The sequence below is a fragment of the Pukyongia salina genome, assembly GCF_002966125.1.
Classification (GTDB): domain Bacteria; phylum Bacteroidota; class Bacteroidia; order Flavobacteriales; family Flavobacteriaceae; genus Pukyongia; species Pukyongia salina.
Map to the genome: position 1 here is coordinate 2,884,078 of NZ_CP027062.1, position 12,460 is coordinate 2,896,537.

The following is a 12,460-nucleotide window of genomic DNA, read 5'->3' on the forward strand; positions in this document are numbered from 1 at the left end:
ATTTCTATTAAAACTTTCAGGATTATCAGCACAATGGAAGCTATTTCCTTCCTCGTACTACTTGGAATCGCGATGCCATTGAAATACATCTGGGACACGCCCGAAATGGTACAGGTGGTAGGTATGGCGCACGGTATATTATTTATGTTGTATATAGCCGGTGCCTGGTTGATGAAAGAGAAACTTAACTGGAGCTGGACTACCTTCTTTATCGCGGTTGCTTGTTCTGTTTTACCTTTTGGACCCTTTTATATTGAACGAAAATACTTGTCATGAACCGTGAGACGATGTTAACATATGCTGGCTGGGTACGCGATCTCCTGATCGAACAAGGTATGGGCCCGGGGTGGGCGAAACTAATCAATGCCGCGCTACTAATCATTGTTGTGGCAATTATCGCCACCATTCTGGATATCATAACCCGTAAGATCATTGTCCAGCTATTTAAGGCTTTTAGTAACCGGTCCAAAACTACCTTCGACGATTTCCTGGTTCTGAGTAATTTTCCACGTTACCTTGCACATAGCATCCCTTTATTCCTCACCTGGTATCTCATACCGGTGATCTTTACAGATTATCCGCAGGTTGAAAGGCACGTCGAAACACTTGCCGAAGCTTATCTGGTAATTCTCTGCATTCTTATCTTCAGAAGCATCTTACGCACCATAAATAAGTATGTGCGAGAGAGCAACGAAAAATATGCAGACAAGCCCTTAGAAAGTTATATGCAGGTGTTGATGATCTTCGCCTGGGGAGCTGGAATATTCTTTATCGTGAACGCTTTAACGGGCTATTCTATCACCAGTATTGCTACCCTGGGAGCTGCTTCGGCGGTAATCCTGCTCATTTTTAAGGATACTATTCTGGGTTTTGTAGCCAGTATCCAGGTTTCTGTAAATGATATAGTACGTATTGGAGACTGGATTACCTTTCAAAAGTATGGAGCAGACGGACTGGTTACCGAAATAAACCTGGCAACAGTACGAGTTCAGAACTGGGATAATACCTATACCACCATTCCTACCTATAGTTTGATTTCAGATTCTTTTCAAAACTGGAGAGGGATGCAGGAATCATCCGGGAGAAGAATAAAACGTGCCATTTATATTAAGCAAAGTACTGTTCGATATCTCACACCCGAGGATATTGAAACACTAAAGGGTATCTCACTGGTAAAACCCTATATAGAACACCGGGAGCGGGACATCGCTAAATACAATGAAAGAGTAAATGCAGACAAATCTGTACTTATAAACGGGCGTAACCAGACTAATCTTGGTGTATTCAGAAAATATATAGATGCCTACTTACACGAATCGCCAGCTATCAATAAGGATATGTATTTAATGGTGCGTCATTTAGCGCCAACCGATAAAGGTATACCTATAGAAATTTTTTGTTTTAGCTATGATAAGGTCTGGCAGAATTACGAGGCTATACAGGCAGATCTCTTCGATCACTTTATTGCAGCGGCGCCCTACTTTGATCTTGAGATCTTCGAGCTACCTACCGGGAAAGATATAAGCTCTCTTAATTAATTGTCCTTTAATCTATCCGAAACGTACTCTATTTGGGTCTTCCCATGGGGATATGGTTTCCCGTTCTCATCCAAACTCACCATGATTATCGTATCGATGGTAATAATTGTGTGACGCGTCATTTTATTTCTCACCTCGCAACAAAGGGTTAACGAACTTCTCCCGAATTTCTTTACTTCGATCCCAATTTCAACTATATCCCCTTTTTTGGCCGAGCTTACAAAATTGATCTCACTCATATATTTGGTCACAGTACGGGGGTTTTCCAACTGAATAATAGCATAGAGAGCGGCTTCTTCATCGATCCACTCCAGTAGTCTTCCGCCAAACAAGGTTCCGTTAGGATTTAGATCTTCCGGTTTTATCCATTTTCGGGTATGAAATCTCATGGTCTTTTCTGAAATTGATTTTGATTCTTTAGAAGCATAAATATACGGTTTTAGAGAAGTAAGATTCAGAAAAAAATATCAGGAAAATGTAACAAACATTTGACTGCTAAGACTTACCTTTAAGCTAAACTTAAATTAATTACACAATGAAAACCCTAAAGACACTATTCATCATCCTTCTTGTTGCAGCAATTGTACCCGCAACCGCACAAACTGCGGATGAAATTATTGAAAATTATTTCGAAAACACCGGCGGTAAGGAAGCCTGGGATGATATCGAATCTATGCAAACTACTGGTGATGCCATGATGGGAGGACAATCGTATCCCTTTGTTCAAACGACCTTAAGCGATGGCCGAATGGTGGTAAAAGTAGACCTTCAGGGTACCAGTTTTATTCCACAGGCTTTTGATGGAGAGCAGGTATGGACGACAAATTTCCAGAGCATGCAGGCCGAAGCAATGGATAAGGAAACTTCGGTAAACTACAAGAATAACGAAGCCAATGAATTCCCTGATCCGTTTTTAAACTACAAGGAGAATGGATATAAATTAGAGCTTGTTGGCGAAGCTACGATGGAAGGAACAGAATGTTATAAACTGGTACTTACTAAAAAACCGGTTATGGTAGATGGGCAAGAAAAACCTAATGTAACCACCTATTATTTCGACAAGGAAAATTTTGTACCTATCGTGTCAGAGTCTACTATGAATGGCGGACCTATGGCAGGAATGACCACTCAGACCGTATTTAGTGACTATCTTGAAGCAGGTGATTTTTACTTGCCATTTTCGATCACACAAAAATTTAACGGACAAGTAGGACAAACCATCAAAGTCACCGATGTTAAATTTAATGTGGAGGTGGATGATGCAATGTTCAAAATGCCTGCGACAGCAGATACTGAAGACAAAAAATAAACTCACTCGAATTGCATAAAAAATCCCCGTACTTATGGGGATTTTTTATAACCAAATACCAAAAAATGAAAAAACTAATCATCTTATTTCTTACTGGGATGTTGATGCCATTTGTGCTTCCCGCCCAGGAGATCAACCTTAAAGGAAAAGAACTGTTCGGCGACATGCGCGCACGTCATATAGGACCTGCCTTAATGAGTGGTCGTATCAACGACCTGGAAATGCACCCTACTAATACCAGGATTCTTTACGCAGGAACTGCGGGTGGCGGTGTATGGAAATCTAATGACGGAGGAGCAACTTTTGTTCCCATCTTCGATGACTATGCACAGTCTATTGGAGTTGTAAAATTAGATCCAAAGGACCCGGACCGAACTATTTGGGTTGGTACCGGTGAAACCTGGACCCGAAACTCGGTTTCTGTAGGTGATGGCCTATACAAATCTACAGATGGAGGAAATAACTGGACAGAGATCCCAGGATTTGAGAATAGTGAACGAATAGCTTCTATCGCCATCAACCCAAATAATACCAATGAGGTTTATGTGGGAGTGCTTGGGGCTTTGTGGAGCGATAGTGAAGACAGAGGTGTTTATAAAACTACCGATGGCGGAAAGACCTGGTCTAAAATACTTTATGTAAATCCTTCAACCGGTGCTGCCGATGTGATCATGGATCCAAAAAATCCGAACACACTCTATGCTTCGATGTGGGAATTTAGAAGAACTGCCTGGGGTTTCAACTCCGGTGGAGCAAATAGCGCCTTGTATAAATCTACCGACGCTGGGAAAAGCTGGAATAAGATCCACAATGGATTTCCGGCCGGAAAACTGGGTCGAATCGCGGTTCAGGTAGCACCTAGCGATAGTTCGATAGTTTATGCGGTTCTGGAAACCGAGGATAAATCTAAGAACGGCTTGTGGAAATCTACCAATGGGGGACAAAGTTGGGAACACCTCAATGCCGATTTTGGTTTAACGGTACGCCCTTTTTATTTCTCACGAATTACGATAGATCCTAGAGATCCGGACGTAGTAGTTAAAGGTGGTCTCACCGGTTCTATTAGCCGTGACGGAGGAAAGACCTTTAAGAATTTAGGTAACATGCATAGCGATATCCACGATATTACCTTCCATATTAAAGATAGTGATATCATGTACTCCGGAACTGATGGTGGTGTATACCGAAGCTGGAACGGAGGAACAACTTTCGAGATCGTTGAAAATCTGCCTTTATCGCAGTTCTATCATATTAGTGTGGACGATGCGGAGCCATACAATGTTTACGGCGGACTCCAGGACAACGGTAGTTGGTATGGCCCTTCCTCCTCGCCCGGTGGTGTGAATGCTCGCGATTGGAACAGTGTGGGTTATGGAGATGGATTTAGAGTGCTGAAGCATCCAACCAAGAACATTATCTACTCCGAAATGCAAGGGGCGGAAAATGTATGGCGCTATGACGCAGACAGGAACAGGACCAAAACCATACAACCACTGCCGCGAAAAGGTGATCCGGAGCTGCGATTTAACTGGAATGCACCTATGGCTGTAAGCCACCATGTCCCGGACAGATTCTACATGGGAAGTCAGTTCCTGCATAAGTCGGACGACATGGGCGACAGCTGGACCATAATTTCGCCCGATCTTACCACCAACGACCCTGCGAAACAAGACCAGTCTAAATCGGGAGGGCTTTCGGTAGATAACAGTGGAGCCGAGAATCATACCACGATTTTCACCATTGCAGAATCTCCTTTAGATGAAAACGTGATCTGGGTAGGAACCGATGATGGAAACATTCAGCTAACCACAGATGGAGGTAAAAACTGGACGAATGTAACGGCTAACCTTACGGGTATCCCAGCCAATACCTGGGTGTATCACATTGAAGCCAGTGTGCATGGCAAGGGTACCGCCTACGCTGTATTTGATGGCCATACTCACGGCGATATGAAGCCATACGCCATGAAAACAACCGATTATGGAAAGACTTGGGTAAATATAATTTCCGATGATATTCAGAAGAACGCCTTTGTAAGAAACATCCAGGAGGACTATGTGAACGAGGATCTTCTTTTCCTCGGTACTGAATTCGGATTATACGTTACCATTGATGGAGGGAAGAACTGGTCGCATTTTACAAACAATATGCCACCGGTTGCCGTTCACTTTATCGATCTTCAGAAGAAAACCAACGACATAGTAATGGGAACCCATGGAAGAGGCGTGATCATTATAGACGATATAAGTCCGCTGCGCGAACTAAACCAGCAAGTTCTGGCAAAAGATGTCCATTTCTTCAAGACGAAGCCTTTCACCATGGTGGAGGATAGTGGTTTCTCCGGTAACTTTGGAGCAGAAACACAATTTGTGGGAGGTAATAAAAGTACCGCTGCACGTATTGTTTACTACCTGAAAAAGCGACATACCTTCGGGAAGATGTCCATGGAAGTACAGGATATGCAAGGCAATAAGATAGTATCTCTGCCTGCTGGTAAATCTAAGGGTATCAATGTTGTTAACTGGAATTACAATACGTATACTCCGGTAATGGCGGAAGCGAAGACCTTATCGTTTGGTGGCTTCACGGCTCCTCGCGTTCCGGCCGGTAAATACAAGATCGTACTTACTAAAGGAAAGGATACCTACGAGCATATTATCGACCTGGAATATGATAAGAAATCTCTTACCAGCCTGGCCGAAAGAAAGGAGCAGGAAAAGATGACCGGTATACTATACGATATGGTTGAAGACCTGGCCTATACAATTTACGAGCTCAATGAAACCCAGGACAAGGCCAGGGAGGTCATGGAAAACAATCCGAAAGGCAAAAAAACAGCCCAAAAGCTATTCGACGCCTTGGAGGCACTTAAAAAAGATCTGGTAATTACAACAGGTGATAATTATGTGGCTTCCGCCGAACCGGAACTACGGGAAAAAATGGGTGATCTCTATGCTAATGTAGCTTCAAGTTACGATCGGGTTTCGGGTGCGCAAAAGCAAAATTACGAATTGATCTCTGAAGAATGGATAGCCGCCAAATCGCGCTACCAGGAGATCATGGCGAAAGAAGGAAAGAAATTCGAGAGTTTCCTCGAAAAGAACAGTATCGATCCTCCTAAGCTGAAGACAAAAGAAGAATTCCTTAAAAAGGATTAGTTATCAAAAAGCCCCGCAAAAAGCGGGGTTTTTTTATTTATTGATATAAACCGTTTTACGGTTGGTAAACTCACGGATACCATGCTTGCTAAGTTCGCGTCCGTAGCCACTTTCTTTCACGCCGCCGAAGGGCAGTCGCGGATCGCTCTTTACCAATTCGTTGATAAACACCGCGCCTTCATCAAATTGAGGGATCAATTTTTTTACATCTTTAATATTTTTACTGAAAACAGACACCCCAAGGCCATACCTAGAATTGTTGGATAGTTCAATAGCCTCCTGCGCAGTTTTAAAAATGGTTATACTAAGTGCCGGCCCGAAGGTTTCTTCCTTGAACATCGGCATTTCGGGTGTCACATGGCTAACAACAGTGGGTTGGTAAAAAGCCCCGTCACGCTTCCCTCCTGTTTCTAATTTCGCCCCCATGGCCAGGCTATTTTGTACTTGATTTTCAAGTTCTTCGGCAAGATCTTCCCTCGCCAGAGTTCCTATATAAGTATCTTTATCCATAGGGTCTCCCGATTTCAAATTCTTTACTCTTTCTACAAGTTTAGGAATAAAATCCCTTGCAATATCCTCCTGAACCAGCAGACGTTTTCCGGCTATACAACTCTGTCCCGTATTTTGGTATCTCGCATTCACACAGGTGTCGAGTGTCGCTTCCAGTTCGCAATCGTTCATCACTATCAGGGCGTTATTTCCTCCTAGTTCCAATACAGTTTTCTTGATATTTGCCCCGGCAACTTCGGCGACAGCCGCACCGGCCGGCCCACTTCCCGTGAGAGTAACAGCCCTTACCCTGGGGTTCTCGATAATAGCCTTTACCTTGTCACTGCTTACCTTTAAGGTGGTAAAGCAATGTTCGGGAAAACCTGCTTTGCGGAAGACTTTCTCGATATTTAGTGCGCTCCCAAATACATTGGAAGCATGTTTCAACAGGCCGATATTCCCTGCCATTAATGCGGGAGCGGCAAATCTAAATACTTGCCAGAAAGGATAGTTCCAGGGCATAACTGCAAGTACGATGCCCATAGGTTCGTACCGCACATAACTCGAATGGGCATCTGTAGACACTGTCTCCTCAGCGAGTTGCTCCTCTGCATGAGAAGCGTAATACTCACACACCCATGCACATTTCTCTATTTCGGCAATGGCCTGAGAAATAGGTTTGCCCATTTCGGCAGAGATCGTCTTGGCATAGCCTTCCTTCCCGGCTTTTAATTCGGCGGCAGCGGCCATCATACATTCTGTTCTATGACTAAAACTGGTTTCCCGCCATTGTTTAAAGCGGTGGTTGGCTTGTTTTATTATAGATTCTATCTCCTGGCTGGTATGTTCTTTGTAGCTGTGGATTAGCTCCGCATTGTACGGGTTGATGGATCTTATTTCACTCATAGAATTAAAGTACAAAACCTTCCATGAATCAACGAAGTATTAGTTCAATTTTAACGGAATTATTGTTGAAAACATAGTTTATAACTTATCCCGATTACTACTTAGAAAAGAACGGCTTTTCCTACTTTTATTCAAACAGTTTGTTATGGAACCACGTGATGCGTCGTTACTCCGATTAAGGCCGGACATTCCTTCAGCGACAATTAACCCTTCAATGACTTCCGAAGAGATCTTTCAGAACCGCACCCTTCGGCCTGTAGCCAAATTACAGAACGAATTGTTGTTGGAAGCCTTCAGAAACTATATTCGGAAACACAAGAACGTATTTTACGACTTGTCCATAGAGAAACGCCTGGATTATATTGAGAACGCTATCCATAAGGATATGAAATTCAGGAATTCCCTAAAAGGTATAGTAATAGGGCAATTCACTATCGATGAGTTTAAGGAATACACTTTAAATTCTTCTGCACTTAACAAGCGTATGATGAATATCGTTAGAGAACGGCTAAAGAGCAATGTGCAACTACTAGAGTACGAGTACGCGCATTAGAAAGCCGATAATTATAGTTAATGCGAAACTCATTAGTGTTCCTATAAGCACATATTCGGTTTGTTTCCGCGCTCCGCTTTTACTTTTATCACTGAACCTGAGAATGGATTTGGCTGCGATAAGGAATCCAATAGCCGAAAAATTATTAGTGAGTATAAACGTGAGCACGAGTATACGTTCGAAAATCCCAATATAGCGTCCGGCCTTGGCCAGACTCTTGATCCCGTCCTCCTTTTTAATCTCCTTTTGCCAGCGCCGGGTGGCTTTCCCGATAATAAAACCGATAGGGAAGATCACAATGAGATAGCCTGTTAGGTATACAAGGAATACTTCGGAAGCCAATAAAGAAGTAATAAATGGCAATACTTCGCCCCAATTTTGGGTTACAGATATCCAGAGAATAAAAAGAACCAGCAAGTGTAAGGCCTGATCTATTAGAAAATACCGGAGATTATCCGACTCTTGATGCAATTTCCAAAGATCGATCCCAAAGTGTGTTACCGAAATGATCACGGGAACCAGCCACAAACTCCAATCCTGTACAATGACATAGGTTAGCAAACCGGCCAAGACGGCATGAACATACAGAAATACCGAAGCCGCCTTCTTTTCACGCTTCTGTTTGATCCAGGATCTGGATTGAAACAGGAAATCTGTAATTAAATGCGCAAGTAAAAGTTGCAGTGCAAAGATGAGATCGGGATTCATATAAAATATTTTTTTGTAAGCTGTTCATATCTACGCAGTAAAAGTCTAATCTCATCCCATCCTGCGGCTTTCTTCCTGTGATTTATCGCGGCCTGACTCCTATTTAGCTCTTGTGCGATCTGCTGTTCTTTATAATCCTGTAAAAGGTAATATACCACTTCGGCCGAGGCCATGGACCATCGGTCTGTAGTAGCGTCTAGGAATTTCATGTGCACTTCGAACTCGTCGTTTACGTCGGTCACAGGTGTTGTTACTGCCATTTTACTTTGCCTGGATTTCATACTGTCCAAAGTACGGCCAGACAATTGAAATGCCTCCCCGTTGCTAACATTTATTGCGTTGAGATCGTAACTGGCCTCCCCTATCCCGATAGAGATACGTACATCGGCCAGCGGAACGTTGTTTCCCGCATCCGTATCGGCATCGTTGAAACTATTTATGAGAGCCTTTATTTGTAATGCAAGACTTAGAGCCAGGCTGGGATCCTCAACGATGCCCTGAAAACTATCTCCTCTGAACATGGTAAATTCTACGCTTTTATCGCCTGGTAGCTTCGTATACGCTTTAAATTCGGTATTTAAACGACCAATGATAGCGCTCATCCTTTTATTGGAGAAGCGGGATGAATCCACCAGATCACCTGTTATTACTGCTATAGTTGCATTTTTCATACTGCAATTAATCTTAGACCATAACGATTACTTCTACAAATATAAGTATTTTTACTAATAAACAAGTTTTATAAGTATATTTTATTATAATCATGGAATATAATATTCATCCCATAGCTACTATTCCAGAAGAGATACCCCGTTTAGGTCGGTGGTGAGAACTTCACTCATATAATCGAAATACGGCCGTAGTAATTGGAAGTGATATAGCAGTTTATCTCTGAAATCGGGCGATAACACTTCCTTATCTGTAAATTCGTGGGTAAAGAAAAAGCTCTTTAAACGTATTAGATCGAGGTTTGGATCGTCCTTACTAAATCCCTTCGGAGCTGTTTTCACGGCAAATTCCCGCACAAAATCTCCAAAAGCCTCCTTAAACTTCTTCTCGTTCATGATCTTACGGATGCGGGAAGCGTCCATTTCGAATTCTTTTCTTATCCGAAGCAGATCGGCGGGTTCGGGGGAGAAAAACCCCCCTGCCATTAACGACTTTCCAGGTTCCAGCCGAAGGTAATAGCCACCTCGCCGGTGGGCTCCCGCCCTACTGAAACTAACACTTCTATGCACATTATACGGTGTTTTATCCTTACTAAACCTAATGTCTCTGTTGATCCTGAACACTTTAACCTTTGCGATCTCATCGGTTTCATTAAGACCGGCTTCCACATCGGTATAGAATTGTTTTAACAACTTCTCGTTAGCCTGGTACTGCTTCTTGTTTTCCTGCATCCAATCGCGATGATTGTTCTTTTTTAGTTGTTCCAGGAAATTAAATATGTCTTTTGATAGGGTAACACTCATATACTTGCTCTTTGTGCTTTAAAGATACGCTTAAATTTTTTTCATTACTTTTAGCTAATCAACTATAAAACCAAAGTATTATGACAACCACCAAACCCAACACCGGCTTTTGGATAATTGCCGTGCTTGCCCTACTATGGAACCTTATGGGAGTGTTTCAATATCTATCCACCACTTTGTGGGCAGACGCGATCAAAGAAGCCCTACCCCCGGAACAAGTTGCCTTAATGGACGCACTACCTTCCTGGTATAGTTACGTATTTGCCGTTGCTGTCTTTGCAGGTGTAATAGGTTCGTTATTGTTATTAATAAGAAAAAAACTGGCTGTTCCTGTATTAGGAATATCCCTTCTCGCTGTATTGGTGCAGATGGGCTACTGGTTATTCGCAACAGACGTGATGGAAGTTGTGGGAATGTCGTCGGTAGTTATGCCACTGGTTGTGATCATTATCGCGATCTTCCTGTATTTCTACTCGAAGGGAGCCGCTCAGAAAGGATGGTTACGATAGATTGAACAACATACATAAAAAAGCGGGCAAATGCCCGCTTTTTTTATAACCATTTCTTTCTTCTGAAATACCATATCATAAGCGCCAGAACAACGAACATGAGGCCCCATAATATAAAATACCCATATTTTAATTTAAGTTCGGGCATATACTCGAAATTCATCCCATAAATACCTGCCATAAAGGTTAACGGAATAAATATGGAAGCCATGATGGTTAACACCTTCATGATCTCGTTCATTTTATTGCTAATTGTGGTCATATACATATCCATAAGACCCCATACCATTTCCCGGTAAAGATCGATACTCTCACTCACTTGTATGATATGATCGTAAAGGTCTCGTATGTAATTACGGGTGCGGTCTTCGATTAGCGGTGTGTCTATTTTCTCAAGACGGTTGATCACTTCACGCAAGGGAACGATGGCCCTGCGTATCTTTAAAACTTCCTTCTTTAGTTCCTGAATATCCTGGGTGATATCATCTGTTGCCTTACTCTCAAAAAGCAGATCCTCCAGCACCTCGATCTTATCGCTTAAAGTTTCGATCACCGTAAAATAGTTGTCTATTACAGCATCCAGGAGGGCAAACATGAGGTAATCTGCTCCAGCCTGCCTTATTCTTCCCTTGTCGTTCATAAGTCGCTCCCTCACTCCGTCGAATACATCTCCGTCTGCTTCCTGAAACGTAAGGACATAGTCTTTCCCCACTACCATGCTTACATGTTCGTAGATCATCTCTGCATTGTCGTTGTAGTGAAGCATCTTAAAAACCAAAAACAAGTAGTCACTATATTCGTCTAGTTTGGGACGTTGATAGGTGGTTACAATGTCTTCCTGAATAAGCGGGTGTAGCTCAAAATGTTCTCCCAAAATTTCGATCTCACGGCTATTGCTTAGCCCATCTACATTGATCCATGTTACACGGTCTGTATCTTTAAAATTGAAGGCATCGGAAACATTTTCGGTGTGAAGGTGTTCTAAATGAGATTTCGAATAATCGATGATCTCGGCTTTAGTAATTAATTTTTCTTTGCTCCCTCTATAGGTGACAGCTCCCGGAATTTGATTTACTGTTTTCCGTTTAGGCAGTTTGTCGAGCCGGAACTTTCTTTTTTTCTTAATTGGTTTTGCCATATATATCACACATTACCTTTTAAAGATAATGAAATCTCACAAGTATTTTCCGTTGTTAAATGTTATTCAACTTTATGCCTGGCCTGCAAGGTCTTATCCACATCACGTAAAAAAAGGCCTTTGGTCTGCAGAAGGATAAGTGTATGAAACAGTAGGTCTGCTGCCTCATTGAGGAAGGCAAGGTCGTTATCGTCTTTAGCCTCGATAACCAGTTCCACCGCTTCTTCCCCCACTTTTTGAGCGATTTTGTTAACCCCACCCTTAAACAAGGAAGCCACATAAGAGTCTTCCATTTCCGGAAAGTCCTTACGTTGTTGTATCACTTCTTCCAGTTGAGATAGAAATCCAAAATTAGGTGTGTTTTGCTCGCCCCAGCAATTGTCTGTTCCTTTATGACATACCGGACCCTGGGGATGTACCATTGCAAGCAGGGTATCATTATCACAATCAGACCTTATGGAGACCAGGTCCAGGTAGTTGCCAGACTCTGAACCTTTTGTCCACAAACTATTCTTTTTTCTGCTGAAAAAGGTAACTCGCTTGCTTTCGAGGGTTTGAGCAAGTGCTTCTTCGTTCATAAATCCCAGCATTAGCACATTACGTGTGATATTATCCTGAACTATTACTGGCACCAGACCATCCTGGTATTTTTCAAAATCAATATTCATAACTTTCATATT

The 12,460-nt window shown here is 42.4% G+C and carries 13 protein-coding genes; 6 read left to right on the forward strand and 7 right to left on the reverse strand.

The features are described 5' to 3' along the window. Window positions 1-33: 33 nt before the first annotated feature. Both C5O00_RS12945 and C5O00_RS12950 read left to right on the forward strand, forming a co-directional pair. Window positions 34-276 (forward strand): DUF3817 domain-containing protein, encoded by a 243-nt coding sequence (locus tag C5O00_RS12945; protein WP_394342098.1) that lies wholly within the window; start codon window positions 34-36, stop codon window positions 274-276. Beyond that, window positions 273-1,538: a mechanosensitive ion channel family protein gene (locus C5O00_RS12950; protein WP_105217251.1), complete on the forward strand. Its 1,266-nt coding sequence runs from the start codon at window positions 273-275 to the stop codon at window positions 1,536-1,538. Before C5O00_RS12945 ends, C5O00_RS12950 begins: the two co-directional genes overlap by 4 nt. On the opposite strand, the gene C5O00_RS12955 is transcribed toward C5O00_RS12950, so the two are convergent. Further along, window positions 1,535-1,927, reverse strand: coding sequence for an acyl-CoA thioesterase (locus C5O00_RS12955; RefSeq protein ID WP_105217252.1), 393 nt, complete (start codon window positions 1,925-1,927; stop codon window positions 1,535-1,537). The genes C5O00_RS12950 and C5O00_RS12955 overlap by 4 nt on opposite strands. A 146-nt stretch (window positions 1,928-2,073) precedes the next feature. Here C5O00_RS12955 and C5O00_RS12960 point away from each other — a divergent pair, with 146 nt between their 5' ends. Further along, the gene (locus tag C5O00_RS12960; protein ID WP_105217253.1) at window positions 2,074-2,847 is read left to right on the forward strand and encodes a LolA-like protein; all 774 of its coding nucleotides are present in this window, start codon (window positions 2,074-2,076) and stop codon (window positions 2,845-2,847) included. Window positions 2,848-2,912: 65 nt separating this feature from the next. Continuing rightward, window positions 2,913-6,005, forward strand: a complete 3,093-nt coding sequence (locus tag C5O00_RS12965; protein ID WP_105217254.1) for a WD40/YVTN/BNR-like repeat-containing protein — start codon at window positions 2,913-2,915, stop codon at window positions 6,003-6,005. 33 nt (window positions 6,006-6,038) lie between these two features. On the opposite strand, the gene C5O00_RS12970 is transcribed toward C5O00_RS12965, so the two are convergent. Further along, entirely contained in the window at window positions 6,039-7,400 is a 1,362-nt protein-coding gene (locus C5O00_RS12970; RefSeq protein WP_105217255.1) for an NAD-dependent succinate-semialdehyde dehydrogenase, read from the reverse strand. 145 nt (window positions 7,401-7,545) lie between these two features. Between C5O00_RS12970 and C5O00_RS12975 the strand changes: the two genes are divergently transcribed. Beyond that, window positions 7,546-7,953 carry a glyoxalase gene (locus tag C5O00_RS12975; RefSeq protein WP_105217256.1) on the forward strand — a complete coding sequence of 136 codons (408 nt, stop codon included), beginning with the start codon at window positions 7,546-7,548 and terminating at the stop codon, window positions 7,951-7,953. On the opposite strand, the gene C5O00_RS12980 is transcribed toward C5O00_RS12975, so the two are convergent. The 3 genes from C5O00_RS12980 to C5O00_RS12990 all read right to left on the reverse strand — a co-directional run bounded on the left by C5O00_RS12980 (window position 7,930) and on the right by C5O00_RS12990 (window position 10,133). Beyond that, complete coding sequence (locus tag C5O00_RS12980) at window positions 7,930-8,661, reverse strand: DUF3307 domain-containing protein (RefSeq protein WP_105217257.1); 732 nt, start codon at window positions 8,659-8,661, stop codon at window positions 7,930-7,932. The two genes, C5O00_RS12975 and C5O00_RS12980, sit on opposite strands and share 24 nt — an antisense overlap. After that, window positions 8,658-9,332 (reverse strand): hypothetical protein, encoded by a 675-nt coding sequence (locus C5O00_RS12985; protein WP_105217258.1) that lies wholly within the window; start codon window positions 9,330-9,332, stop codon window positions 8,658-8,660. The genes C5O00_RS12980 and C5O00_RS12985 overlap by 4 nt, the downstream gene beginning before the upstream one ends. Window positions 9,333-9,452: 120 nt before the next feature. Then, window positions 9,453-10,133 carry a DUF2461 domain-containing protein gene (locus tag C5O00_RS12990; RefSeq protein ID WP_105217259.1) on the reverse strand — a complete coding sequence of 227 codons (681 nt, stop codon included), beginning with the start codon at window positions 10,131-10,133 and terminating at the stop codon, window positions 9,453-9,455. A gap of 80 nt (window positions 10,134-10,213) precedes the next feature. Between C5O00_RS12990 and C5O00_RS12995 the strand changes: the two genes are divergently transcribed. Next, entirely contained in the window at window positions 10,214-10,642 is a 429-nt protein-coding gene (locus tag C5O00_RS12995) for a hypothetical protein (protein WP_105217260.1), read from the forward strand. A gap of 43 nt (window positions 10,643-10,685) precedes the next feature. On the opposite strand, the gene corA is transcribed toward C5O00_RS12995, so the two are convergent. Both corA and hisIE read right to left on the reverse strand, forming a co-directional pair. Next, window positions 10,686-11,780, reverse strand: coding sequence for a magnesium/cobalt transporter CorA (gene corA / locus C5O00_RS13000; RefSeq protein WP_105217261.1), 1,095 nt, complete (start codon window positions 11,778-11,780; stop codon window positions 10,686-10,688). Window positions 11,781-11,842: 62 nt separating this feature from the next. Further along, the gene (hisIE, locus tag C5O00_RS13005; protein WP_105217682.1) at window positions 11,843-12,448 is read right to left on the reverse strand and encodes a bifunctional phosphoribosyl-AMP cyclohydrolase/phosphoribosyl-ATP diphosphatase HisIE; all 606 of its coding nucleotides are present in this window, start codon (window positions 12,446-12,448) and stop codon (window positions 11,843-11,845) included. Window positions 12,449-12,460: the final 12 nt, after the last annotated feature.

Bases quoted from the DNA above. Each gene is read 5' to 3' on its own strand.
- C5O00_RS12945 (WP_394342098.1), top strand. From the start codon at position 34: ATGGAAGCTATTTCCTTCCTCGTACTACTTGGAATCGCGATGCCATTG.
- C5O00_RS12985 (WP_105217258.1), bottom strand. From the start codon at position 9,332: ATGAAAAATGCAACTATAGCAGTAATAACAGGTGATCTGGTGGATTCA.
- C5O00_RS12960 (WP_105217253.1), top strand. From the start codon at position 2,074: ATGAAAACCCTAAAGACACTATTCATCATCCTTCTTGTTGCAGCAATT.
- C5O00_RS12965 (WP_105217254.1), top strand. From the start codon at position 2,913: ATGAAAAAACTAATCATCTTATTTCTTACTGGGATGTTGATGCCATTT.
- hisIE (WP_105217682.1), bottom strand. From the start codon at position 12,448: ATGAATATTGATTTTGAAAAATACCAGGATGGTCTGGTGCCAGTAATA.
- C5O00_RS12975 (WP_105217256.1), top strand. From the start codon at position 7,546: ATGGAACCACGTGATGCGTCGTTACTCCGATTAAGGCCGGACATTCCT.
- C5O00_RS12995 (WP_105217260.1), top strand. From the start codon at position 10,214: ATGACAACCACCAAACCCAACACCGGCTTTTGGATAATTGCCGTGCTT.
- C5O00_RS12955 (WP_105217252.1), bottom strand. From the start codon at position 1,927: ATGAGATTTCATACCCGAAAATGGATAAAACCGGAAGATCTAAATCCT.
- C5O00_RS12950 (WP_105217251.1), top strand. From the start codon at position 273: ATGAACCGTGAGACGATGTTAACATATGCTGGCTGGGTACGCGATCTC.
- C5O00_RS12980 (WP_105217257.1), bottom strand. From the start codon at position 8,661: ATGAATCCCGATCTCATCTTTGCACTGCAACTTTTACTTGCGCATTTA.
- C5O00_RS12990 (WP_105217259.1), bottom strand. From the start codon at position 10,133: ATGAGTGTTACCCTATCAAAAGACATATTTAATTTCCTGGAACAACTA.
- corA (WP_105217261.1), bottom strand. From the start codon at position 11,780: ATGGCAAAACCAATTAAGAAAAAAAGAAAGTTCCGGCTCGACAAACTG.
- C5O00_RS12970 (WP_105217255.1), bottom strand. From the start codon at position 7,400: ATGAGTGAAATAAGATCCATCAACCCGTACAATGCGGAGCTAATCCAC.